The following is a 24,202-nucleotide window of genomic DNA, read 5'->3' on the forward strand; positions in this document are numbered from 1 at the left end:
AGGTTGTCCGAATTTACACCAGTAATGGGTCGGGTATTTGTAATTTTTCCTGCCGTAGGGCCGAATTCATTCGACCAGAAATAGCGGCAAGGAGACCCAAGAGCACAAGTCAAGCCGATCAACCTGCTTGGTTTAAATTCTAAGCCATCCCATTGCCGACAACCGCAAAAAACATATCCGCCTCCATCGGCTTGGCATATAAATAACCCTGTACGTATTCGCACCCCACCGCCGCCAGCAAATCGCGTTGCCCCAAGGTTTCCACGCCTTCGGCTATCACCTTTAGGCCTAGCCGATGCCCCATCACCACAATCGCTTCGGCTATGGCCCGGTCGCCGGGATCGCTTTCCAGGTCGCGGATAAACGATTTGTCGATCTTCAGGTAATCGATATTGAATTTCTTCAGATAGGCCATCGCCGAATAGCCGGTGCCGAAATCATCCAGCGCCAGTTGCATGCCGGCGTTCTGAAAACTGCGCAACTTATTCATCACGTCGGTCTGATCGTCGAGCAGCAAGCCTTCGGTAATTTCTATCACAATCGCCGCCGGATTCAGACCGATCGAGTGGATATAGTAGAGACAAACGATATCCGGGTTGCCGCGTACGAATTGGCGCGGCGAAACGTTGACGCTGATCTGTCTCAATACACCGTCCGAGCATAACCGATTCCAGCGTAGCGCCGTTTCGGCGGCCCGATAAAATACCCAGGCACCGATGTCCTGAATCAAATCGATTTCCTCCGCGATCGGAATGAAATGATCGGGCGGCACCATGCCTAGCTCGGGATGCCGCCAGCGTAGCAAGGCTTCGGCCTTCAGCACCTTGCCACTGGAAATATCGACTATCGGCTGAAAATGCAGTTCGAGCTGGCCCTTGTCCAGCGCATCGCGCAGGTCAGCGGCCAATTGCAGCCGGTGCTGGACGTGTTCCAGCATGCCGCGCGTAAAAAAGCTGAAGCCGTTGCGGCCGCTAGCCTTGGCTGCGTACATGGCCTGGTCGGCGCAACTAATCAGGGCTTCGGCATGCACGGCGTCGCCAGGATAAAAGGCAATACCGATACTGGCGGACACAAACGCGGCCTGTCCGCCGAAATGGAAGGACTCGGACATCGCGCTTACCAAGCAGTGCGCGATCCGTTCCAAGGTATCGTCGTCGCCGGCTTCGGGTAAAATCACCACGAATTCGTCGCCGGCCAATCGCGCCACCGTATCGGATTCGCGCACCCGCTCGCGTATGCGTTGGGCCGCTTCCGCCAGCAGACGGTCGCCAATTGCGTGCCCCAAACTATCGTTGACTTCCTTGAAGCGATCCAGGTCAATAAACAGCAGAGCCAGACTATAGCCGCTACGTTCGGCCCTGGCGATTTCATCGTGCAGCCGATCGGCGAACAGGCGGCGGTTGGGTAAACCGGTCAGCGCATCGTAGCTGGCCTGCCGATAGAGTTGTTGTTCGGTACGCTTGCGTTCGATCGCAATCGCGCTCAAATGCGAGGCTTGCAACAACAAAGCCAGATCGGCCGGCCCCGGAGCGCCGGGCCGGTCTTGATAGAGGCTCACCACGCCCAATAAGCGGTTGGCCGAGGAATAAATCGGTTCCGACCAACAGGCGGCCACGCCGGTATCGTCGATGAATGTCCGGCAAGTCGCCAGACAAGCATGCTGTCGCAGATCCTCCACCAGGATGCGCTGGTTTCCGGCTACCACCGCCCCCCAGCCGGGACAGTGGTGATTGCCGCCCGACAAAATACGGTCCAGGTTTTCACGATAGGCCGGTGGAAACGACGGCGCGGCGGCGCTTTGCAGATACGTGCCCTCTTCGTCCAGCAGCAGGATCAGACAGCGCCGCCCGGCTCTGGAGGCTTCGACATACAGTGCCACCTGGCACAAAATTCCATCGAGATCGTCACCGTGCGCCACGCGTTCGAATACCCGCTGCCGCTCGGCCTCCAACAATTGCTGACGCCGGCGCTCGGTGACATCAAAACCCAAGATCAGCAAGCCCCGTGCTTCGCCGTCGTGGCCGAACTCCGGTGCGATACGCACGATATGACTGACGAATCGGCCATCCTCGTGGGTCCATTCCAGCGGCACTTCCTGCTGTTCGCCCAATATCAGCACCGCCCTCAGAATCTTGATATAAGCCCCCGCCGACAAATTGGTCGCCCGCCAGAACTGGCCGGCATGCGTCCCCAGCAATTCCTCCTCGGGAACCCCTATCGACGCCACATAGGCCGGATTGACGTAAAGCCGGCGCAGTTTCCGGTCCAGCCTTACCACATAGGTCGGCAGGTTTTCCACCAGCGTGCGGAATTCGCGTTCGCGGGCCCGCATGGCCTGTTCGGCGCGAACCCGGGCCGAAATGTCACGGGCAAGGGTCAATACGCTGACCACTTCGCCATTGTCGCCGAATTCGGGAACGCCGCGCAGCGCGTAACACACAGGCAACCCGTCGGTGTTGTTCCAGCGCAATTCCCATTCGTCTTCCCGGCCGGTTTCCAACACCTGGCGCAGTTTGTTCATGAAATCCTCGGCCTGTTGCCGGCCGGTCGGCACTCCCCAGTCCTGCAACGGCGTCTTACCCAGCATCTGGTGCCGAGGTTTGCGGCTCAAGGCTTCGTGGGCGGCATTCAGGTAAATACGCCGGCAATCTTTATCGTAGCGGACGATGATGTCCGGTGAATTATCCAACAACGAACGGATTTCCTGTTCTTGCTGACGCTGCACGGCTTCCACCCGCTTGCGTTCGGTAATGTCGCGGCCTATGCCCAATACGCCGACGACAGTGCCGTCGGCGCCCTGCACCGGTAACTTGCGGGTTTCCAGCAGCACTCGCCTGCCCTCGCCGGCAACCGTCACCCATTCCTCGTTGATCCGGATGCGGCCGGCATCGATGGCCTCGCGGTCTTTTTGCCGGAAGAAATCGGCCGAGTCGCGGTCGACAAAGTCGTAATCTGTCTTGCCGACGATCTCGGATTCGCTGGCACCATACAGATTTTCACATGCCTGATTGCACGCCAGATAAACCCCATTCAGATCCTTCAACCAAACATAATCGGGAATTGTCTGTAGTACCCCGAGCAGGCGGTTGCGCGTCTCCTGAAGATGACGTTCGGTTTGCTTGAGCGCGGTTATATCCTTCAAAATGCCGACCAGGACCGGCAACCCGGTGTCATCGGTAAAACAAGCCTTTCGGGTGACGATGATTTTTTCGATACCGTTCGCGTCGGTGATCGTCTGTTGGTTGACGCTCTCCAGGCCGGTTTCGAATATCCTTTCGTCGCTCCGCTGAAATGCAAGCGCCTGATCGGCGGAAAAAAAGTCAGCATCGGTTTTACCGAGTATGGCATCCCGTGACTGCCCAAGCAGTTCGCTACAGGCCTGATTTACCAGTATCCAACGATGTTGCCTATCCTTGACGACTAGCGGATCGCCGATGGTATCGATCACCTGCTCCAGGAAACGCCGGGACCGGGCCAATGCCTGCTCCGATTGTTCGCGCTCCAGTTCCGCCGCCGCCCGCGCCGCCACCAATTGCAAGGTCGATGATAGCGTAGCCGTATCGTGCATCGGCCGGCTGTCCATCAGCGCGATCAAGCCGATGACCTTGCCTAACGAATCCCACAGCGGCAAGCCGATATAGCTTTCGACCCCCATCTCCACCAGCAGGGTATCTTCGGGAAACAAGCGCCAGACATCGGCCGGATAACTGCATAACCCGCCTTCCATCACGTTCGCGCACGGGGTGCCGGCCAGGCTATATTGCAGATTGGGCACTATCTCGCCCTTGGCATACAGGGCGACGGTCTCGGCCCGGGACGAATCGGCGGACAGTTTGTCGACGGCCACATAATCGACCGCCAAGTTCCGGCCCAAATAACGCGCCAGTGCGGCCAGAAACGATTCGCCGCCCTCCTTCCAACCGCGCCGGCCGATGAAACCGAGGGTATCCTCCAGTCGTTTACGATCGGCGATATTGCGTATCAGCGTCAGATTGAAGCTCTTGCCGTAAAACTCGAAATAGTTGGCATTGATTTCTACCGGAGAAATCGTCCCGTCCTTGGCCCGATGCCGGGTTTCGAAAATCAGCGTTTCGTTGGCCTTAAGTTCACGCCAGTGGCCGGGCCAGCGTTGCGCCTGAAAATCGGGGTCAAAATCCGGCACAGACAAGGCCAGTAATTCGTCCCGGCTGTAACCGAGCGAGCGGCTGAAGGCTTCGTTGACGTAATGCAGGCTGGAATCCTCGCCCACCAATGCCACCGCCTCCTTGACATGGTCTAGCGCATAATTCAACAACTCAAGCTGCTTTTCGGCCGCCTTTCGTTCGCTGATGTTGCGGGCCACTACCTGAACAAACGCCACCCGCCCGCTTTCGTCGCGTTCGGGTACGATATGAATCGAGGTGTCGATCATGCAACCATCCGCTATCCGAACCGGATGTTCGAACTCGACCGCCCGCCCGTATTGCAACGCCAGTTTGACCCTTTCCTCGAAAAACCCCGCGTCCGGTAGGCTGGGTACCTGGGTCGGTGTTTTACCCAGCACGTCTTCCATGCGAACGCCGAACAATTGCTCGAATTTGGCATTAACAAACACAAATCGGCCGTCACTGTCGTAACGCACCATCACTCCGGGCATGTTTTGCACCAAGGTGCGAAATTCCTGCTCGCGATGGGGCTGGCGCGAATTCATCGGCTTGGGTTCGCCTACGGCCACGCTGAGGCCGATCAGACGATGAATGCGGCCGCATCCGTCACGGACCGGAATCAAGCGCGATTCGAAGGTTTTCGGGCCTCCCGGAAAATCCACGCTCACCGAATAACAAATGGGACCAGCCTGTTCCAGGCAGCGACGGTAATTGGCCAGCAGGATTTTCACGGAAGCCGCCGGCACGATGTCGTCGACGTAACATCCCAGCACCTCGGCCGGCATCAACCCGGCCATGGCGCGGATGACCGGATTGGTGCCGGCCAGCCGGAAGCGGCCACCCTCGTCCACATCCAACAAAAAGATGCCGTCCGCGACGTTTTCGTAGATTTCCCGGTAACGCAGTTCGACCTCGCGGTTGGCAATATCGTCGCTCAAGCGCCGGCATTCGGCCTGCAAGGCCCGGCGTTCGCTGATGTCGCTCGGATAACCCGCCATCAGCGTTTCGCCGCCCAAGTGCAAGACACTGAATCTACAGGCAATGGCGATGCGTTCGCCGCGTCTGCCGCGTAATTCGGTTTCCACGGTTGCCATGCCGGATGCCGATACCTCCAGCCATAACGCTTTCAATCCGTCCGGCCCCAGTTCAGGGATACTGCCGGATAAACCTTCCTCGCAGCCACCGAGCAATGCCGATGCCGAGGCACTGCAAAATATCAGCCGATAATTCCGCGCCGGATCGATGGCGAATAGTGCCGGCCCGGCCGGGTCATCCAGCATCCGCTCGATCAAATCATGAGCAAATCCTCGGTCTACTCTTGGCATAACCACTCTCCTTCTAGGCCGTCGGCCCGTTGGCGCGTCAACCTGTTATCGGTGAACGGCGATTGGCTAACAAAGGCCATAAACTGTTCGGCCGGCATTGGTCTGGCATACAGATAACCCTGCACATATTCACAACCCACGGCCGCCAACACCGCTTGCTGCGCCTCGGTTTCAACGCCTTCGGCGATCACTTTCAGGTCCAGGCGGTGCGCCATCACCACAATCGCTTCCGCAATGGCCCTATCGCCCGGATCGGTTTCCAGATCGCGCACGAAGGATCGGTCGATCTTCAGGTAATCGATGTTGAATTTCTTCAGATAAGCCATCGACGAGTAGCCCGTGCCGAAATCATCCAGCGATATTTCGATTCCGGCATTGCGCAGCCTTTCCAGTTGTCCGGTAATGTCGCGGCCGTCGTCCAATAACAGGCCCTCGGTTATTTCGATGGCAATGTGCGATGAGGCCAGCCCGCAAGCCCGCAAACAATCGATGGCCATCCGGTCGCCATTGCCCTTGGCGAATTGGCGGGGCGACATGTTGATACTGATTTGGCGGCTGTGGTCCGGCCCCGCCAGCGCGTTCCAACGTTTGGCGAGCAACACCGCTTCGCGAAACACCCAGGCGCCTATCGTCTCGATCAAGCCGGTTTCCTCGGCGATGGCAATAAATTGATCGGGCGGTACCATGCCCAAACGAGGATGACGCCAACGCAGCAAGGCTTCGGCCTTGACCGCTTGTCCGCCGGTGATTGTCATAATCGGTTGGTAATGCAGCTCGAACTGGCCCAGGGCTAGCGCCTCGCGTAAATCGCCGGCCAATTGCAAGCGCTGCTGCGCCTGTTCCAGCATGCCGCCGGTAAAGAAACGGTAGTTGTTACGCCCGTCTTCCTTGGCAAAATACATGGCCTGGTCGGCGCAACCGATCAGGGTTTCGGTATCGCCGGCATCTTGCGGATAGATGGCTATACCGATACTGGCCGACACAAAAGCGTTAAATTGGCCCAAATGAAACGGTTGGCCGATGCCGGCAACCATGGATTGGGCAATCCGTTCCAATGTATCGATACCGCCGTTCTCGGCGACAATCGCCACGAATTCGTCCCCGGCCAGCCTCGCCACGGTATCGGATTCGCGGACACAGGCCTGGATCCGGCGCGCCGCCTCCACCAGCAACTGGTCGCCGACCCCATGTCCCAAGGTGTCGTTGACTTCCTTGAAGCGGTCGAGATCGATGAAAAACACCGCTAGGCCCTGGCGGTGGCGCTCGGCCCTGGCGATTTCCTCATGCAAGCGCTGATTGAACAAGCGCCGATTGGGTAGCGCGGTCAAGCTGTCGTAACTGGCCTGATGCAGCAATTGCCGCTCGGCGGCCTTGCGTTCGGTGACGTCGCGGCCGATCGCCAGGGTACCAATCACTTGCCCACCGGCGTCATATTCTGCCACCACATACATGTCGTGACTCACCCATCGCCCATCCGGTCTGGTCCATTCCAGCAGAATCAAATCGGGCGCGCCGCTATCCATGACTTGTTGCAGCCGGCGCCGGTATTCCCGGCTCGGCATGTCGGGCAGCCAGACTTCGGCGTCGTCCAGGCTTGTATTCAGGACTCGAATGACCGGATTACCGGTTTCCCGGCAGTAGGCGCGATTGACGAATACCCGCCGGCAATCCCTGTCGTAGCGGACGATGATATCGGGTGTGTTTTCCACCAGGGTCCGAAATCGGCGTTCGTTCAAGGCAATGTCTTCCCGCATCGTCTGCTCGGCGGCCAATAAGCTATTCATGCTGTCGATGATCTGGTTAAAGTCATGGGCCAACTGGCCGATCTCGTTATCTGCATTACCCTCCGGCGGGATGACGTGTTCGCCGCTGCTGATGCAAATACCATGCGTACGGTCGGAAAGCGCCCGGATCGGCCCGACTACCCGCCGCATCATCACCAAGGCCACCGCCCAGGCCGACGCGATCACCTCCAGCATCAACACCACCGAACTCATGATGGAATATTCAACCGCCTGCCCCTGTATGAAGGCATTGTCGACCGACAGCTCGATCTCGCCCACGGTTTCATCGGACCCAAACGGCGACGAAACCGCTCGATGCACTACGTTGTTCTCCAGCTCCATAGCCCCAGTTCGGCGATGTTCGGCCAATATCCGATCCCCGGATTTGATGTTCACCGCCGCGATCAGGCGGTTGTTCAACAAGCCACTCGCGACATCGGATGCCAAAGTGACATCGCTGGTAAAACACGCCACGCGAACCGCGCTCTCGACCGTGGACAGCAGTTCGTCCACATGCCCCATCATCCGTTGCGTTTCATGCATGCGGATAAAGCGCATGCTGGCCAATGCAAACAATAAGGCAAGACCGACCCCCACCAGGAAAATTTTGATGGTGCTGTCGACGACCAGACTGCCACGGCGCCATCGCTTAAGATTCCATCGCCGTATGTTGCCTGACCGGTTTGCCTTCATGCCTAGCCCTTAATTCGCCAGTCTGTAAACGACTTTCACCCGACCATCCAGGTGCGCGCTGTCGACATAACCGATGACGGTCTGGTCGCGGGCTATCTTATCCAGCACATCGTCCTGGCTATCCAGAGACACGGGCGGCGAGGTACGGCCGGAGAACACCAGCCTGGCCCAATAGGCATTGATTTCGGCCAGACTCTTGTCCAGCAGTTTTTGATAAAAGTCGCGCCGCTCCGGCGAGTCACCCTTGACATCGATCGGCTGCACCGAGCCGCCGTCCGCCAATTTACGGTAGCGCCCCATAAAGATATTGACGACTTCTTGCTTGGAAATACTTTCGATTTCACGGCCGGCGTTGACGATCACCACCAATTCGGCCGGCGCCGACTCGGCAAGCGCCATCAGAATAATCAGCAAGGCGATACGGCGGATAGTGGCGGGCTTGGCCATGGTCAAAACACGAAATCCAGGGCCAGGGAGAACACGGTCAGCGAGTGCCAGGTTCGGCTTTCAGCCGCCTCGGCCGACAACGCATTATCGATCAAGCTTTCCGGGTCCCGATAACGAATATGGTCGACTTGAAGCTTGAGCGCCATGTTGTCGATAAAATCGTAACGCGCCCCGATTGCCATGCCGGTCTGATTGATCATGGTACCGGCCTGGGCCGATGCCACGGTCCGGTTCAGCGCATCGTAGCCGATGCCGTCGGGAATCCCGCTTGAGACAAAATCCCTGGAAGAGCGTTGGCTGGAATAAGAAATGTAGGGTGTTACCTTGCCCAGGTGATAGCCCATATTGGCGTAAAACAAGTGGCGATCCGACCAGCCGGGCGACGACAAAATGCTATAACTGGCCACGGCTTGTATCGGTCCAGAGTCGTAGGCCAGCGCCAACGAATGATAGTCTACCTGGCGATTTTTCATCGTGGTGGCGGCGATGACGGATTCGGCATTGGGCAGACTATCAAGCGCGGCCCGCGTCGCGCTACCCGGCTTTAACTCGTTGACTTCGTCGTACAGCCTCAGACGGCCCATCGAGAAACGCCCGGTCCAGCCGTCCAGCGCATATTCCAGACCGAAGCCGAGCAATTGGGAACCGCCGGTATCGTAAGGTTCGCCGAACCCGATCAACTCGCCCTGGGTCCAACCGGCCATGCCTTTCAAGCGTATCGTGCCGCTGCCCAACGGCTGGGTGATTTCCGCATCCATGCCATCGAAAGTGCGCGGATAGAAGATAACCGGTTGCCGGATCAGCAGATTGGCATAACCGATTTCGGCCGAGTCGCCTTGCAGATAGGTTTCGACACCCAGGCGTCCGAAACGTAATGCGCTATCTTCGGTGGGTTTGAATTTCAGATAGCCCCAGGTCAGTACCGGCTCGAAATTGTTCTCGGTGGTCAGGCGGCTGACCGCCTGTGCCGACAATTCGAACTGTTCGGAGGGATAAAGAGTGAGTTGGGCGCCGAACATGGAATCCTGCGCCAACGAAATCCGATTCGCCTTGGCGCCGCCGTCTTGTGAGATGTCGCGGCGGTATATCACCCCGTCGTCGTTGTGATATACCCCGCCTAGGGTGCCGAAGCCGCGCAACGCATAATTGGGCGTATCGCCACTATCGGTTTCCGCGTAAGCAATTAATCCCCGCAGCAGCAACACGGCGGCAATTCCCATTCGCCGAAACCGCGTGGGTGAAAAATCGATTGGCATTAGGCCCCCGTTAACCATCGTTCTTACTTACCCACTACCTTGACCCTCACGGGCTGTTTATTTGTCTGTTACGTCAATCCATGCGCCGCGACCTTGATATGCAGGGTCCAATGTTAACGATATTAGCTGTTTGGGCAATCGGCTAATGCCGAATTTCCGGGGGAAACGCCTTACAAGAAATAAATGCCGCCAAGGTAGGGAAAGGACTACAACAACACGGTCGCATTCCTGAAATCAATGAGTTAAAACGAGGATCAGCGATGCTTGCATGATCCGGCAAGCGGCTAAAACCGCCAATGTCGCAATCGGCTAAGAATGCCGCAAACTTTCCATCCCTATTCTGCCGGCCGGCAAAATGTAGGAAATACCCTACAAAAACTCAGTGATCCCTGATTGCGCACGCCTGCCGCATGCTTCAAACTCGAGACGCGCGAGTGGCTGGAGCTGGATGTTTATCCGCCCGGCACCGGATAACTCAACATGTAGTCCATAGAACATACCTTGACCATACAGCCCTTGATCGATTCCCTGGGAGCCAATGGCTTCATCCCGCACGGCGTTTGCCTAAGCTGGAGTCCTGGACTGTTATGGCTGCACGTCCTGTCGGATGCGCTGATCGTGTTGGCCTATTATTCTATCCCACTGACGCTGATTTATTTCATCAAAAACCGCAAGGACCTGCCCTACCCCTGGTTGTTTACCATGTTCGGGCTGTTCATCGTGGCATGCGGCACCACCCATCTGCTGTCGGCCATTACCATTTGGATTCCGTTATATTGGCTGGATGGCGCGGTCAAGGCCATCACCGCCGTGGTATCGGTGGGGGCGGCAATAGCGACCTATTGGGTAATTCCAAACGCGCTGCAATTGCGCGGTCCGGCCCAGCTCGAAGCCGAAGTGCAACACAAAAGCCGCGAATTGGTAGCCATGATCGCCGAGCTGAAGAAAACCCAGGCCGCCCTGCAAGCCAGCGAACAACGGCTGAAACTGGCGGTTGCCTCGGGCAAAGTCGGCATTTGGGACTATAACCTGCAAACCCAGGAACTGATCTGGGACGACACCATGTTCGCGCTGTACGGCGCCAAGCGGGAGGCGTTTTCCGGCGCCTACGACGCTTGGTCCACCCGCCTGCACCCGGACGACAAATCCTCCACCGAGGCCGCGCTGCAAGACGCCGTCGCCGGCATCAAGGATTACGCCCCCGAATTTCGCGTGATCTGGCCGAATGGCGAAGTCCGCTATATCAAGGGCCATGCCACGGTCGTCCGTGACGACAACGGCACCCCGCTACGCATGATAGGTACCAACTGGGATAACTACGAACACGCCAACGCACTGCACCAACTGCAGTTGGCGCATACGGCTATTAACAACAGCCAATGCGCCTATTTCTGGATTAATCGGCACGGCGAGGTCATCGACGCCAACGACTACGCCTGCCGCGCCCTCGGCTATCAGCGCCGGCAACTGATCGGCCTGCTGCTATGGGATTTCGACGCCGAGTTTTGCGCCGCGTCCTGGCCCGGGGCTTGGGCCAAGCTGAAGCAACACGGCATGCGCAGCTTCGAGTCGAGGCACCGGCGCAAGGACGGTAGTACGTTTCCGGTGGAGCTGACCACTAATTACCTGGCCGTCGGCGGTGAAGAATATTGTTTTTCCTTCAGCCTGGACATCACCGAACGCAAACAAGCCGATCTAGCCCTACAAGAAAGCCAAAATTTGCTGAAAACCCTGATCCGGGCGATTCCGGATCTGATCTGGCTGAAGGACCGCGAGGGGGTGTACTTGTTTTGCAATACGCGTTTCGAGGATTTTTTCGGCGCGGCCGAAACCGACATCACCGGCAAGACCGATTTCGACTTCGTCACTCCGGAACTGGCCGACGCCTTCCGCCATTACGACCGCCTGGCAATCGTGGAAGGCCGGTCGACGGTCAATGAAGAATGGATTACCTTCGCCCGCGACGGCCACCGCGAATTATTGGAAACCACTAAAACTCCGTTATTCGACGCCCAGGGCCGAACCATCGGCGTAATCGGCATCGGCCACGACATCACCGGCCGCAAACTGGCCGAACAAAAGCTACAAGATGCCTATGCCGCCTTACAGCAATCGCAAGCGATGTTGATCCGGCAGGAAAAGCTGGCGGCGATGGGGACGCTGGTCGGCGGCGTGGCGCACGAAGTCAACAACCCGTTAATGGGTATCGGCGGCTATATCAACTTTGCCTACGAAAGCATGGACGACGGCAAGCCGCGCGAAATGCTGGGCAAGGCACTCAAGGAAGTCGAGCGCATAGCGCGTATCGTCCGCGGCATGCTGGTATTCGGCCGCCAGACCGATCCGAGCAAACAGGAAGCCGACGTAATTGCGGTGCTGGACAGCCTGGCCTCGCTGATTGCGGCGGAATACAAGGAATGCGGCGTGACGCTAAGCATGGACACGGCCTCGCGGCCGCCGCCGGCCGCCATCAATGACGACAGTTTGCAACAGGTGCTGCTCAACCTGCTTCTGAACGCGCGCGACAGTCTTGCCGGTATACCGCCACCGCGCGAAGTGACAATCAGTACCGGCCTGAGCGATAGCATGCTGGAAATCGCCGTTTGCGACAACGGCCCGGGGGTTGCGGACGCCATCATTTCGCGAATCTTCGACCCTTTTTTTACCACCAAGGATCCGGGCAGCGGCACCGGGCTAGGGTTGGCGGTTTCGCGGCAAATGGCCGAGGAAGTCAACGGTAGTCTGGAATATCGGCCCGGCCCGGCCGGCGCCTGTTTTATTTTGCGCCTGCCCACGCTTAACAGCAAAACTGAAGGATAAGGCTATGTCCAAGTATATTTTGGTGATCGACGACGAACCCGGCGTGCGGGATGCATTCGAACTGGCGCTGACAGTGCTCGGCTACGATGTCGGCGGCGCGGCGGACGGCCCGGCCGGCATCGAGGCGGCTACCCTTCGCCGTCCCGACCTGATCTTTCTGGATCTGAGGATGCCGGGCATGGATGGGGTGGAAACCTTGAAGCATCTAGCGGTACTGCACGACACCCCGCCGCCGGTATACATCGTCACCGCCTTTGCCCGCGAATTCGTGGCGCCGTTACAACAGGCCCGCGAGCTGAAACTGGCTTTTCAACTCGCCGCGAAGCCGCTGACTACCGAGCAAATTCGCCAGATAACCCGCACGGTGATCGGTGAGCCGGCATGAACGATACGCCGAAATTCGTGCTGACGCTTTACGTATCCAGCGTCGACGACAACACCGAACAACGCATCAAAACTCTGCATAACCTGCTCGGCGAGTGCTTCGAGGACGATAGCTGGAAGCTGAGCAGAGCCAAGCATGTATTGGTGATCGACGACGAAGCCAGCGTGCGCGATGCGTTCGAGTTGGCGCTGTCGTCGGCCGGCTATCAGGTCGAGTGCGTGGCGGACGGTGAAGCCGGCATCGCGGCCGCCGCCCGTTTCCGTCCCGACATGGTCTTCGTCGATCTAAAAATGCCGGGCCTCGACGGCCTGGAAACCTTGCGCCGCCTGCTGGCCCGTTACGAATCGCCGCCGCCGGCCTGCATCATCACCACTTTTGCCCATGAGTATGCGGCTCCCTTGCAACAGGCCCGCGCGGAAAAACTGGAGTTCCAACTCGCGTCAAAACCCTTATCCACCGATCAAATCCGCCGAGTAACCCGCGCGGCCTTAGGAGTCCATGCATGACCGCCAGCCCTAAATTCATTTTGACGCTGTACGTGGCGTCCATTGACGAAACCACTCGACAGCAAATCGAAAATTTACGCGCCGCATTGAGCGACTGTTTCAACGGTGATAGCTGGGTATTGAATTTGGTGGAAGTGATGGATAAGCCGGAAAAGGCCGTAAACAACGATATTTTCGCGACCCCGACCTTGGTCAGGGAGTCGCCCAAACCGGTGGTTAAGGTGCTGAACGGGCTGAACATGATTCCGCAAATGCTGAGCGTCATCACTCGGATCAACCCAAACTAAGCCATGACAGGTCTAGCCCCCAACGTACAATTATTCCCGATCGAGTCCATTCTCGACCTGGTCACCGATGGCGTACTGGCCATTGATCAGCGAGGATACGTGCTGTATGCCAACGCCACCGCGCATCAATTACTGGGTCGCAAGGAGCTGGTCGGTAAAAACTGCGGCCTACCGGCGGCGCATGGTGTCGGCGGCACCGATCTGCAACTGGTTCGGCGTGGCGACATGATCTGGGCGCAAATGCGTTCCTTGCCCATTCAATGGTTGGAGCAGGCCGCCTATGTCATCACCCTGACCGACATCACCGAGCGCAAACGCGCGGAAGAAAATTTGCGCATTACCGCCGGTGTGTTCGACAACAGCCGGGAAGCCATCCTGATTACCGACAGCAACAATATCATCGTCGATGCCAATCCGGCGTTTAGCCATATCACGGGTTATAGCCGGCTGGAAGTGTTGGGGCGAAATCCGAGCCTGTTGAACTCCGGCCGCCAGGACAAACAATTTTATGCCGAGATGTGGAAAACCTTGAATCATCAGGGCGCATGGCGCGGCGAAATCTGGAATCGGCGCAAGTCCGGCGAGGTCTATGCCGAGTTGCTGTCGATCTCGGCGATTAGAGACGACAGCGGCAATGCGCAACGTTATGTCGCCATTTTTTCCGACATCAGCTATCTGAAGGAACATGAAGCCAAATTGCGCCATGTGGCCCATTACGATGCGTTGACCGGCATTCCGAACCGGGTATTGTTGGCCGACCGCATCAAGCAAGCTATCGCCCATGCCAGCCGCGATCGGCACAAGATCGCGGTTTGCTACCTCGACCTCGACGGTTTCAAACCCATCAACGACAGCATGGGCCATGAAACCGGCGATCAAGTGCTGATCGAAGTCGCCCGCCGGATCGAGCATAGCTTGCGCGGCGGCGATACCGTCGCCCGCCTGGGCGGCGACGAATTCGTGGTTTTACTGAGGCTGGAGAAGGATCATGAATGCCTGGCGAGCCTGGATCGGCTGCTGGCTTTGATCTCTCAACCGATCACCCTCAAGGGTAGTTCCTATAAGGTGGGTGCCAGTATCGGCGTCAGCATTTATCCACGGGACAACGGCGATGCCGATACGCTACTACGGCATGCCGACCAAGCCATGTACATCGCCAAGCAGTCGGGTAAAAACTGTTTTTACATCTACGATCCGCTGGCGGATCTGCGCATCCGCAGCCAAAACGAATTGTTTAAATCCATCCGGCAGGCACTGGAACACAATCAGTTCGAAATGCACTACCAGCCCAAGGTCCATTTGCGCAGCAAACAGTTGCTGGGCGTGGAAGCCTTGATCCGCTGGCGACACCCTACCCGCGGCCTGCTGTCCCCACTGGAGTTTCTAAGGCCGATAGAAAACACCGAGCTGGACATCCTGATCGGCAATTGGGTGATCATGACGACGTTAGCGCAGTTCGACAGTTGGCGCCGTAACGGTCTGGAAATCGAGATCAGCATCAACATTTCCGCTTACCATCTGGAATCGCCGGGCTTTGCCCATAATCTACGCCAACAAATGGCGCTATACGACATTCCGCTCGGCGGATTGCAGATCGAGGTTTTGGAAACGGCGGCGTTGGCGGACATTGCCACGGTCAAGAACATCATCGAACAATGCCGCCGGTTCGGGGTCCGCTTCGCGCTGGACGACTTCGGCACCGGCTATTCGTCCCTGTCATATCTGAGCAGGTTGCCGGTCGATGTCCTCAAAATCGATCAATCGTTCGTCAAGAACATGCTGGAACAACAAGCCGACAAAACCATCGTGCAAGGCATCATCGCGCTGGCCCGAGCGTTCGATCGGCAGATCGTCGCCGAAGGCGTGGAAACCGAACAGCAGGGCGAGGCTTTGTTGAGCATGGGCTGCGAAATCGGCCAAGGCTACGGCATCGCCAAGCCCATGAAGGCGGAACAACTGCAAACATGGCATCAGCCGGCAATTGAAAAAACCCGATGAGCGCTCGGTTGTAAACGAAAGAGCAGTGGCCCTGTCAAGCTAGCGGCTTTTGTGGGCAATATTCGGCTGAACCCGCGGCATGATTGAGCCACACATTCCCGCACCAAACATCGAAAATGACGTTGCGAGGCCCGATACCACCCGAATGTTCGGCCTTGAGAGTGAATCCGTGTTGCTTCAGCAGTTTGCGCCCGACCTCGACATTGTTATCGGATACGTTGATACGGCTGTTCCCGGCATGATCGGGAAACTGGTTGCCACCGCCGAACAGCTTGACTTCGTAATCAACCGGGCGGCTGGCATTTTTTTCCAACTCGCGCATGAACAGGCTTATTGCATCGCCGGCATAACGCCCATCGAGGCCATGCTCCTTGCCTCGGCCCCGGCTCTCGGCCAATAAATAATGACACATGCCGCCTACTTGCAGGCGGGGATGCCACATCGTAATAGCCACGCAGGAGCCCAGCACGGTTCTGATCCTGGTTTCCCGGCCGCCGAAATAAAATTCGCCCGGCTGCAAAAAAACATCAACGAATTGCGCGGGCTGATGCGCATGACTACTCATTGCCGGGCTTACGGTAAATCGACGGCATAATCATCTGTAAATCACTGTTCATGCCGTTCAGCGACTCGGAATGGCTGATGAAAAAATAACCGCCCGGCCTCAGGTAATATTGGATACGTTCGACCAGCCTCTGCTTGGTGGGCATATCGAAATAAATCATCACATTGCGCAAAAAAATGACGTCGAAGCTGCCGATGTCGGGCAGTCTTTCGATCAAATTGGCTTGCATGAACTTGACGCGGCTACGCAATGCCGAGTCGATCAGCAGAAAACCGTCGTATTCGCCGCTGCCCTTCAAGCAATACTTCTTCAACAACGGCAGCGGGATTTTGTCGGCCGCGCTCAACGGATAGAGGCCATTGCGGGCTTTTTCCAATACGCGGGTGGACAGATCGGTACCGAGAATTTCCCATTGTCCGGTTCTGGAGTGTTCCGCGGCCAACATTGCAAGCGTGTAAGCCTCTTCACCGCTGGAACTGGCCGCGCTCCAAAATCGCATCGGCCGGCCGGGAGGGGACACGGAAAAAAAATGCGTTTGCAAAAACTCAAAATGCTGGGGTTCGCGAAAGAAATAGGTTTCGTTGGTGGTCAGCAAATCGATGGCCATCACGGTTTCCTGTTCGTATCCAGGCTTACCCAGCAAACTAAAATATTCGGTGTAACTGGTCAAACCGTGGAAACGCAGACGCTTGTCCAACCGGCCCGATACCAAGGCCTGCTTGCTGTCGTTCAGCACGATGCCGGCATGTTGGTATAGATAGTCCTTGATCCAGACAAACTCATGCCTATGCAACACCGCCACCCCGAACGACCGAAACTGGGCCATGGCTTCATCGGCGGCGTGCGTATTGGGCGGGTTAGGCATGGTTCGGCCCATCCGCATTCAATTCGGCAAGCACTTGGCTCAACTCTTCCAGCGATTTGCGCTGTTGTGGATTCAGGTTATCGCAGCTACGTAAAACATCGAGATGTTGATCGAGCCTAACCAACAGTCCGGCTTGCCGCTCCCGCCGTTCACGCAGTTTGGTCACCATGGACGAGAAGGCTTCGGCCAGTTCCTGTAACTGATCGTCCTCGCGCAAGCGGGTAACCGGATCGAGATTGCCGTCGCCGACCTCTTGGCACAAGGTTTCGAAACGGTACAAGGGGCCGGCGATCTTATGCGAGGCATACAGGGTACTGGCTACGCCGGCCGCGCCGGCCACCAGCACCGCGACCAAGTTACCCAGCAAAATGGACAGTCCCAAGCGCTCCCAGGCTGTGACGATACTGGCGTGGGCCGATTGAGATTGGGCCAGCAAATCGCCGCCGGTGATCCAGTAAATCAGCAACGCCGAACTCAAACTGGACAATAGGATCAAGCCGACCACGCCGGCCATGAAACGGGCTTGAAAAGCCTTTTTGATAAAAACGCGGCGGCGTTGGCTGGCTGCATTATTCATGACATGGAACCTTGATTGACGATGTAGCAGTTAAGACACAATTCGCCGTCGCTGTTGTCGCGGCGAAGCAAATAACTTATATGCCGCCGTTCGACATTGAACAGACGGTCCATAAGGCTGAAACCGGCCCACGGTTTATCGCTGTTAAGACTACCCTGGGCGTAGTGGCAGGTCAAACAAGTATTGTCGGAGCGTGAAATGGTCAAATAACTCCGGACACTTCTAAAGGCAGAATTTATACTGCTAGCAGAGGTGACCATGAGTAACGACAAAAAACACAATCGACCAAAATACAGCCTGGAATTCAAACAAGATGCCGCCAGACTGGTTCTGGAAAAAGGCTATACCCAACAGCAGGCTGCCGATCATTTGGGTATCTCGCAAAGCGCCCTGGGACGCTGGGTACGAGCGGAACGCAAACCTTCGGCCAACGAATCGGCGGTAAAAAAGTCCTGCCTGAACCTGGGGGATCATGACGAATTGATCCGATTGCGCAAGGAAAACGAACAGCTGCGGATGGAGCGCGAGATATTAAAAAAGGCCGCCGTCTTCTTTGCGAAAGAAGCCGAATAAAGTACGGGTTTATTCAGGTGCAACAGAAGACGTACCCAGCGACCGTGCTGTGTCGAGTCATGCAGGTGAGCACCAGTGCCTACTACGCATGGCTCAAGGCTCTGCAAGATGACGACAACAAACGCCAAGATCAAAAACTTGCCGAAAAAGTGAGGCAGATTTTTACCGACAACAAGCAGTGCTTTGGTTCGCGTCGTTTAGCGAATCACTTGCAGAAACAAGGTTTTGCCGTCGGCCGCTTTAAAACGCGGCGGATCATGCGAGACTTAAAGCTGAAGGTTCGCTACCCCAAACGCTTTAAAGTGACCACGGACAGCAACCACAGCGAGACCATATCCCCCAACCGGCTGGATCGCCAATTCAAGGTCGCTCAGCCGAACCAAGTCTGGACCACGGATATTACCTATGTCTGGACGTTACAGGGCTGGCTGTATGTCGCGGTCGTTATCGATCTGTTCTCCCGCCAAGTGGTGGGCTGGGCCATTGACGACCATATGCGGACCTCGCTCTGTATCAAGGCATTACAAATGGCCTTCTGGCGCCGCAAACCGCCGCCTAGTCTGCTACATCACTCGGATCGAGGCAGCCAGTATGCCAGTCGGGAATATCGGCAACATCTGGCGGTGATGCGCATGGAGCAGAGCATGAGCCGGAAAGGCAATTGTTGGGATAATTCGCCGACGGAACGCTTTTTCCGTAGTTTGAAGCATGAACAGCTCAACTACGAAAAATTCAAAACCCAAGAGGCGGCGAAACTGAGCGTGATCGACTACTTAGCTTTTTACAATGGCCGTCGATCCCACTCAACATTGGGTTATCAATCCCCGATCGAATTCGAGCGGGAATTTTCGAGAGACGCTGCCTAAACAGGTGTCCGGTTTTTGTTGACCATTACAGCGGCATCAGAGAACCGCAAAAATTGCCTCTCCCGCTAGGAGAGGGAGCTTTTAGGACAGCTTCCGGAAGTTTTATAGGCTCCCTTTAACAATGTTTTCCTTAGACCGACTTTGTAACACTCCCATTCATTAAATAATCTGGCACATGCCCCAGTCTATTAAGTTATTTCACACACCTTTAGCTCATTGTTTTGCTAATCATTTTTTATGGATTAGCAACAAACCAGTAATTTACTTCACCAAAATCCATTATCTCTAGGATTTGTCACGTAAGATTCTGTGTTAGCCAAAAAATCTTTAAAAGTGGCATATTAACTGCGTATAACACTCCGTGTGAAAAACCGTTTTGCACAACATGCTTTGAAAAGAGGCACAACAGAATGACGTGACTGCATACGAACGACGGCGGGAGGGGGATAGTTTGTCATTTGGTCATCAAGTTTTCACGAACAGCAAAAACATAGATGCGAGGCTAAAGCTTCACCTCCAAAAGCACCTATGGTTAATTCCGTGTCATTCAAAATAATTCATTATCAAAGGAAAAAAATGACAACACCACGCAATTCAATATCGATCATCCTTACCGGCTCTGCGTTGGCAATGGCTCCGAACATGGCAGCGGCGAGTACATCGTTTACCATGTACAACACCTTTGGCCAAGGTTTACACAGCGTCGGCACCAATAAACAAGGGGCGGCAGATGGCATCCGTGCACCTTGGGTGGGAACAGCGACAAGCACGACCTTGCCTTTCGGTTTTTCCGGCAGCATGGGCTTGAATTGGGCCGTAGAAATCGGCGGCGACACCGACGCGGTGGAAATATCCACCGCCGATGCCCTGACTAGGTATAACCTCGATGCCGACATCGATACCGCCAAGGGCGCATGGTTTGACGGTAAACAAGGCTGGGCGCACAATACCGATTACGGGTTGCTGCGATCTTCGGTTGACAGCAAAATCACTATCACCCCGTCATCGGTAAACAATCAGTTTTCTAATTTCGGTATCACCATCTTCACCGGTATGGATGTTGGCGCAACCTACGATCGTCATACCGCATGGAATGGCGGTTTGGGCTATGCCTACGACCAGAATGGCGATGTGTACTACTATACGGCGACCAAGACTGATTCAAATCCAAGCGGCACGCAAGGCCTCGATTATTTAACTCACAGTGAAAATGGAGATATTTCATTTGTCGCAAGAGCTAACCAGATTTATACCATTGCCTTAGGAGGAAACGATGGTAAAGGCAATTTCGGACCTCATGATGGATATGTACTAAACATTCAAGCCTCACCTGTTCCAATTCCTGCATCTATCTGGATGTTAGGCAGTGGACTTATTGGTTTACTTGGTTTTGGTCGCAGAAAGCAACGCGATAACGTGCGCCTATAGGATGCTGCCGACATAAGGAAGCGCATCGTTCGCGCCACTAATTGTGAGACTCTTCTGATTAGCAAGCCGCTTCAGTTAATTCAAAGGCAGGTCTTGCAAGTCATCGTTTCCGCAGGGATTGCCGAAATCCGGAATAGTACATGGATAGCTCAAAGCTTGCCATCCATGGCACTGGATGCCCGCATCCCTGCGATGCATGACGGACTTTTTTGATTTAGCTAAAGATTTTACCGTTAATCATCAGATTTCTAAGGAAATTAATTTACGTAAGACATTGAAAGTCTTATAAAACACTTTTCATGAATTCCGAGAACAGACATTCAAGGCAAAATCAGTTTCGATACCGCCGCCAGCATTTTCGCGGGTTGAAACGGCTTGACGATCCAGACCTTGGCGCCGACGGCTTGATTGCCCTGTTTTTCGTATTCCCCTGTATCGTTGGTCAGCATGATAATCGGAGTAAATTTGTAGGCGGCCAGTTTTTTGGCCTCATTGACAAAGGTAATGCCATCCATGTTGGGCATGTTGACGTCGGAAATGATCAGATGAATTTTTTGCCTATCCAGCTTGTCCAGAGCATCCTTTCCATCGACGGCTTCTATTACACCGTAACCCGCGGCCTTCAATGCAATCGCGGCCACCTGCCTCACCGAGGCGGAATCGTCTATGATCATAACGGTTTTTGACATAGTGAACTCCTAAAACAAGGTAATTTCCGCTTCCCGTAACTGAGTAGGCCGGCCGGTGCCGTGCGTATCATGCTCTTCGCCCATCGTGTAACTGCCTTGCAGTTCGGCCAGCATGGCATCGGTATCGAGTGCTATCAGCATATCCGGCCCGCCGCCGCGGCAGCGATCCAGATAGTTGGGAAACTGATTTATGCTGTCGCGGACATGCGATAAGGTCTGGCTAATACGATCCTGAAACTGTAATTGCATCAAGGAATGGTCCACTTCGGCCTTAATGCCCTGGGTCACGATACCAAGATGGTCCGAACTGTGTTTCAGATCGTCAAACAGTTTGCCCAGATCGCTCAACACCCGCCGGATTTTGTCATGCGAATCGACAACCGACGACGCATCGCTCAGGGCATTCTTTTCCGCCACTGCGAATGCCGCGGTAATCGCTTGGCTGACTTGCTCGACTTTAGCGGTGATGTGATGGCCGGTCGCGCCGGAAATAGTGGAGAGTTTCCTGACTTCGTCGGCTACTACCGCAAACCCGCGACCCGATTCGCCCGCGCGCGCCGCTTCGATGGCCGCGTTCAGTGCCAGCAAATTGGTTTGATCGGCAATCCGGGCGACTTCCCCGGCCATGCTTTTCATTTCGGAGATAAAGCCGACCAGGCCGCGTATTTCTTCCAGCATATGTTGCTTGTCTTGCAATGCCTGATCCAGGCTAACAACCACCTCGTCCAGTCTTATGCGGCTGGTCTCGAACGCCGATCCGTCAGCCTTGGACAGAACCGCGCGCGACTCTTGCAACAAGCGGTCGAGATTGGCGACGATACCGAGAAAGCGTTGCGTCAGGCCGGAAACCGCCGTTTCCGACTGTAATCTGCTGGATTCGACTTGGGCCGACCAGACCGGAATTATCCGCCGGCCAAAGTCGTGAAATCCGGTCAAATAACGCTCTATCGAGAATCGTGCTTGATCGATCGCTTGCGTTTGCGGTTCCATGGCCGCCGCCGGTCGGTTTCTCGCCCCCAGCCACCAGCCCAATCCGCCGAATACCAAGGCCGTCGATACCATTTGCAGTGCATAAATGTCCATTAAACTCTCTTCGATCAAGCCAGTTGTGTTGTCAACTAGCGCGCTCGGTTTGGCCAAAACGGCCGGGTTGATGGGAGTGTTTAATTTGAACGATCAGGCCGGCGGCCACAATCGGCGAAGGCCGAATTCGATAGAGAATCGACCTACACGCGATGCCTGATGGATTGTCGGGAAAGGACTACAACGAGGGCTATCGATAGCGTGTTATCCACCCCTCGCATGTGATCTATCTTGGCTTCACCTCATCTGGTTGACTTGATAGCATGGGGTTTGCAGATTTTACTGTCACCATGGAAAGTATCCCGACCCAGTTTAAGCGCGTGCATCTCATCATCGGTGACGTTGATACCCTTGGGATATTGGTCACAAGGCTTACAACTTCCTTTTGAACACTGTCCAATATCCATTCTAAAGATACTGCCTCACACAAAGACTGCTATCCCAGTTCAAACGGCAAATAACCTAAAAAATTAAAGTTTGATGAAATTTAGTATTTTAATGAACCTTCCCTTGATGGTTCGGAATAAACGCAATGAGTAAAAATTATTTACCGATGTGCCTAAACCGAACCGGGCGACAGATTTTCTTACCATGAAGCTATTTCTACCCGGCCACTGAATGACTTTAATACAAGGAAGCTGGCCAATGACATTTTTAAACGAGCCCAAAAGAATCATCGTGTACTCACACGACACCTTCGGCCTCGGCAACATTCGACGGATGTTGGCAATTGCAAAATCCCTGGTGGATGCCAATCAGAATGTATCCGTATTGATCCTCTCCGGTTCGCCGATGCTGCACGCCTTCCGCATCCCTGACCGTATCGATTACATCAAATTGCCTTGCTTATCTCGCGGTGTCAAAGGTGACTATTCGGTGAAGTTTCTGGATATGGAATACGAACAATTGGTCAAATTACGCAGCAACATCATTCTCAGCGCGGTGCTGGATTTCGATCCGGATTTGATTTTGGTCGACAAAAAACCTTATGGCGTCAGCGATGAATTGGGCGCTGCCCTTCATCTTATGCAACGGCGTAGTCACCGTGCCAAACTAGTCTTGCTTTTGCGCGACATTCTCGACAGTCCGGAAAGCACGATACCGGTGTGGAAAAAAAACGGATATCACGACGCCATCCAATGGCACTATGACAAGATACTGGTAGTCGGCTCACCGGAAATTTACGACTTGTGCAAGGAATACGAATTTCCGAAAGCCAGCCACGACAAGGTCCGCTTCTGCGGTTATATCGCTCGCGAACGTAGCGACAAACGTAGTGGCGAAATTCGTCAGCAAATCGGCTGCGCCAAGGAGCGTCTGGTGCTGGTCACCGCAGGCGGTGGTGAAGACGGCTATCAATTGCTGCACAGTTATCTGGAAGGTTTGAGTCGGCAGGATCTGGGCGACAACAGCATAACCCTGATGATTTGCGGCCCGGAAATGTCGGAAAGCCGCCGCCACCAAATCGAAGTTTTGGCTCGCAGTTGCCGTAACGTGGTGGTTCAAGAGTTTAACACCGACATGATGGCCTGTATGGAAGCAGCGGATTTGGTGGTCAGCATGGGCGGTTACAACTCTACCTGCGAATTATTGACCTTGCGTAAGCGCGCGATATTGGTACCTCGCGTCAAACCTTCCCAAGAGCAATGGATACGTGCGGAACGTCTGGCGCTACAAGGCTTGGTTCGCGCAATCCATCCAAACAATCTGACGCCTAAATTATTGATGGACACGGTCCGTGAAGAGTTGGGCCGCACCAACGTCCATCACAGCCGCCTGTATCAAATCGACATGGGGGGGCTGCCACGTATCAGTGAATCGATCAGCGAATTGCTTTATGACTGCGACACAAAATTACCGGCACCGATCAGAACTTCGAATCGTAGTGTCGCGGCCGATTAACTTTTTCA

Annotated in this window: 19 protein-coding genes; 9 read left to right on the plus strand and 10 right to left on the minus strand. The window is 55.3% G+C overall.

The genetic code is table 11. The features are described from left to right. Positions 1-139 precede the first annotated feature (139 nt). From IVG45_RS06425 to IVG45_RS06440, 4 genes are read right to left on the minus strand one after another with little or no spacing between them, the layout of a single operon-like run. Positions 140-5,470 (minus strand): PAS domain-containing protein, encoded by a 5,331-nt coding sequence (locus tag IVG45_RS06425; RefSeq protein WP_196437038.1) that lies wholly within the window; start codon positions 5,468-5,470, stop codon positions 140-142. Next, positions 5,458-7,947, minus strand: coding sequence for an EAL domain-containing protein (locus tag IVG45_RS06430; protein WP_196437039.1), 2,490 nt, complete (start codon positions 7,945-7,947; stop codon positions 5,458-5,460). Before IVG45_RS06430 ends, IVG45_RS06425 begins: the two co-directional genes overlap by 13 nt. A gap of 9 nt (positions 7,948-7,956) precedes the next feature. After that, entirely contained in the window at positions 7,957-8,394 is a 438-nt protein-coding gene (locus IVG45_RS06435; protein WP_196437040.1) for a hypothetical protein, read from the minus strand. 2 nt (positions 8,395-8,396) lie between these two features. Then, positions 8,397-9,614, minus strand: a complete 1,218-nt coding sequence (locus IVG45_RS06440) for a hypothetical protein (RefSeq protein ID WP_196437041.1) — start codon at positions 9,612-9,614, stop codon at positions 8,397-8,399. Positions 9,615-10,151: 537 nt separating this feature from the next. Between IVG45_RS06440 and IVG45_RS06445 the strand changes: the two genes are divergently transcribed. The 5 genes from IVG45_RS06445 to IVG45_RS06465 are packed head-to-tail and all read left to right on the plus strand — an operon-like array spanning position 10,152 to position 15,646. Then, positions 10,152-12,470, plus strand: a complete 2,319-nt coding sequence (locus IVG45_RS06445) for a PAS domain-containing sensor histidine kinase (protein ID WP_196437042.1) — start codon at positions 10,152-10,154, stop codon at positions 12,468-12,470. A gap of 4 nt (positions 12,471-12,474) precedes the next feature. Beyond that, positions 12,475-12,855, plus strand: coding sequence for a response regulator (locus IVG45_RS06450; RefSeq protein WP_196437043.1), 381 nt, complete (start codon positions 12,475-12,477; stop codon positions 12,853-12,855). Continuing rightward, complete coding sequence (locus IVG45_RS06455) at positions 12,852-13,361, plus strand: response regulator (protein WP_196437044.1); 510 nt, start codon at positions 12,852-12,854, stop codon at positions 13,359-13,361. The genes IVG45_RS06450 and IVG45_RS06455 overlap by 4 nt, the downstream gene beginning before the upstream one ends. Beyond that, positions 13,358-13,648, plus strand: coding sequence for a circadian clock KaiB family protein (locus IVG45_RS06460; RefSeq protein WP_196437045.1), 291 nt, complete (start codon positions 13,358-13,360; stop codon positions 13,646-13,648). The genes IVG45_RS06455 and IVG45_RS06460 overlap by 4 nt, the downstream gene beginning before the upstream one ends. A 3-nt stretch (positions 13,649-13,651) precedes the next feature. Further along, positions 13,652-15,646 carry a putative bifunctional diguanylate cyclase/phosphodiesterase gene (locus IVG45_RS06465; RefSeq protein WP_196437046.1) on the plus strand — a complete coding sequence of 665 codons (1,995 nt, stop codon included), beginning with the start codon at positions 13,652-13,654 and terminating at the stop codon, positions 15,644-15,646. A gap of 34 nt (positions 15,647-15,680) precedes the next feature. Here IVG45_RS06465 and IVG45_RS06470 read toward each other — a convergent pair whose 3' ends face one another. Genes IVG45_RS06470 through IVG45_RS06485 form a run of 4 tightly spaced genes read right to left on the minus strand, consistent with a single transcriptional unit; the run spans position 15,681 to position 17,859 of the window. Further along, positions 15,681-16,211 (minus strand): chemotaxis protein CheD, encoded by a 531-nt coding sequence (locus tag IVG45_RS06470; protein ID WP_196437047.1) that lies wholly within the window; start codon positions 16,209-16,211, stop codon positions 15,681-15,683. Further along, positions 16,204-17,076 (minus strand): CheR family methyltransferase, encoded by an 873-nt coding sequence (locus IVG45_RS06475; RefSeq protein WP_330165382.1) that lies wholly within the window; start codon positions 17,074-17,076, stop codon positions 16,204-16,206. The genes IVG45_RS06470 and IVG45_RS06475 overlap by 8 nt, the downstream gene beginning before the upstream one ends. After that, complete coding sequence (locus tag IVG45_RS06480; protein ID WP_196437048.1) at positions 17,069-17,653, minus strand: hypothetical protein; 585 nt, start codon at positions 17,651-17,653, stop codon at positions 17,069-17,071. Before IVG45_RS06480 ends, IVG45_RS06475 begins: the two co-directional genes overlap by 8 nt. Continuing rightward, entirely contained in the window at positions 17,650-17,859 is a 210-nt protein-coding gene (locus IVG45_RS06485) for a hypothetical protein (RefSeq protein WP_196437049.1), read from the minus strand. The genes IVG45_RS06480 and IVG45_RS06485 overlap by 4 nt, the downstream gene beginning before the upstream one ends. A gap of 52 nt (positions 17,860-17,911) precedes the next feature. On the opposite strand from IVG45_RS06485, the gene IVG45_RS06490 reads away from it, so the two are divergent. The 3 genes from IVG45_RS06490 to IVG45_RS06500 all read left to right on the plus strand — a co-directional run bounded on the left by IVG45_RS06490 (position 17,912) and on the right by IVG45_RS06500 (position 20,520). Continuing rightward, a complete protein-coding gene (locus IVG45_RS06490; RefSeq protein ID WP_196437050.1) occupies positions 17,912-18,226 on the plus strand; it encodes a transposase in 315 nt (104 codons plus the stop codon). 17 nt (positions 18,227-18,243) lie between these two features. After that, the gene (locus IVG45_RS06495; protein WP_230874777.1) at positions 18,244-19,092 is read left to right on the plus strand and encodes an IS3 family transposase; all 849 of its coding nucleotides are present in this window, start codon (positions 18,244-18,246) and stop codon (positions 19,090-19,092) included. Between the two features lie 576 nt (positions 19,093-19,668). Further along, on the plus strand, positions 19,669-20,520 hold the full coding sequence (locus IVG45_RS06500; protein WP_196437051.1) for a VPLPA-CTERM sorting domain-containing protein: 852 nt from the start codon (positions 19,669-19,671) through the stop codon (positions 20,518-20,520). Between the two features lie 320 nt (positions 20,521-20,840). Here the strand turns inward: IVG45_RS06500 and IVG45_RS06505 are convergent, their stop codons facing one another. Together IVG45_RS06505 and IVG45_RS22880 are read right to left on the minus strand one after the other, a co-directional pair. After that, on the minus strand, positions 20,841-21,209 hold the full coding sequence (locus IVG45_RS06505) for a response regulator (protein ID WP_196437052.1): 369 nt from the start codon (positions 21,207-21,209) through the stop codon (positions 20,841-20,843). A gap of 9 nt (positions 21,210-21,218) precedes the next feature. Beyond that, positions 21,219-22,292 (minus strand): methyl-accepting chemotaxis protein, encoded by a 1,074-nt coding sequence (locus tag IVG45_RS22880; RefSeq protein WP_330165383.1) that lies wholly within the window; start codon positions 22,290-22,292, stop codon positions 21,219-21,221. Positions 22,293-22,937: 645 nt separating this feature from the next. Between IVG45_RS22880 and IVG45_RS06515 the strand changes: the two genes are divergently transcribed. Beyond that, positions 22,938-24,194, plus strand: a complete 1,257-nt coding sequence (locus IVG45_RS06515; protein WP_196437053.1) for a glycosyltransferase family protein — start codon at positions 22,938-22,940, stop codon at positions 24,192-24,194. Positions 24,195-24,202 lie beyond the last annotated feature (8 nt).

The sequence above is a fragment of the Methylomonas sp. LL1 genome (assembly GCF_015711015.1).
Lineage (GTDB): Bacteria > Pseudomonadota > Gammaproteobacteria > Methylococcales > Methylomonadaceae > Methylomonas.

Excerpts from the sequence above, each read along its gene's own strand:
- IVG45_RS06440 (WP_196437041.1), bottom strand. The coding sequence starts at position 9,614 with ATGGGAATTGCCGCCGTGTTGCTGCTGCGGGGATTAATTGCTTACGCG.
- IVG45_RS06515 (WP_196437053.1), top strand. The coding sequence starts at position 22,938 with ATGACATTTTTAAACGAGCCCAAAAGAATCATCGTGTACTCACACGAC.
- IVG45_RS06435 (WP_196437040.1), bottom strand. The coding sequence starts at position 8,394 with ATGGCCAAGCCCGCCACTATCCGCCGTATCGCCTTGCTGATTATTCTG.
- IVG45_RS06470 (WP_196437047.1), bottom strand. The coding sequence starts at position 16,211 with ATGAGTAGTCATGCGCATCAGCCCGCGCAATTCGTTGATGTTTTTTTG.
- IVG45_RS22880 (WP_330165383.1), bottom strand. The coding sequence starts at position 22,292 with ATGGACATTTATGCACTGCAAATGGTATCGACGGCCTTGGTATTCGGC.
- IVG45_RS06460 (WP_196437045.1), top strand. The coding sequence starts at position 13,358 with ATGACCGCCAGCCCTAAATTCATTTTGACGCTGTACGTGGCGTCCATT.
- IVG45_RS06505 (WP_196437052.1), bottom strand. The coding sequence starts at position 21,209 with ATGTCAAAAACCGTTATGATCATAGACGATTCCGCCTCGGTGAGGCAG.
- IVG45_RS06475 (WP_330165382.1), bottom strand. The coding sequence starts at position 17,076 with ATGCCTAACCCGCCCAATACGCACGCCGCCGATGAAGCCATGGCCCAG.
- IVG45_RS06465 (WP_196437046.1), top strand. The coding sequence starts at position 13,652 with ATGACAGGTCTAGCCCCCAACGTACAATTATTCCCGATCGAGTCCATT.
- IVG45_RS06425 (WP_196437038.1), bottom strand. The coding sequence starts at position 5,470 with ATGCCAAGAGTAGACCGAGGATTTGCTCATGATTTGATCGAGCGGATG.
- IVG45_RS06450 (WP_196437043.1), top strand. The coding sequence starts at position 12,475 with ATGTCCAAGTATATTTTGGTGATCGACGACGAACCCGGCGTGCGGGAT.
- IVG45_RS06430 (WP_196437039.1), bottom strand. The coding sequence starts at position 7,947 with ATGAAGGCAAACCGGTCAGGCAACATACGGCGATGGAATCTTAAGCGA.
- IVG45_RS06480 (WP_196437048.1), bottom strand. The coding sequence starts at position 17,653 with ATGAATAATGCAGCCAGCCAACGCCGCCGCGTTTTTATCAAAAAGGCT.
- IVG45_RS06455 (WP_196437044.1), top strand. The coding sequence starts at position 12,852 with ATGAACGATACGCCGAAATTCGTGCTGACGCTTTACGTATCCAGCGTC.
- IVG45_RS06500 (WP_196437051.1), top strand. The coding sequence starts at position 19,669 with ATGACAACACCACGCAATTCAATATCGATCATCCTTACCGGCTCTGCG.
- IVG45_RS06490 (WP_196437050.1), top strand. The coding sequence starts at position 17,912 with ATGAGTAACGACAAAAAACACAATCGACCAAAATACAGCCTGGAATTC.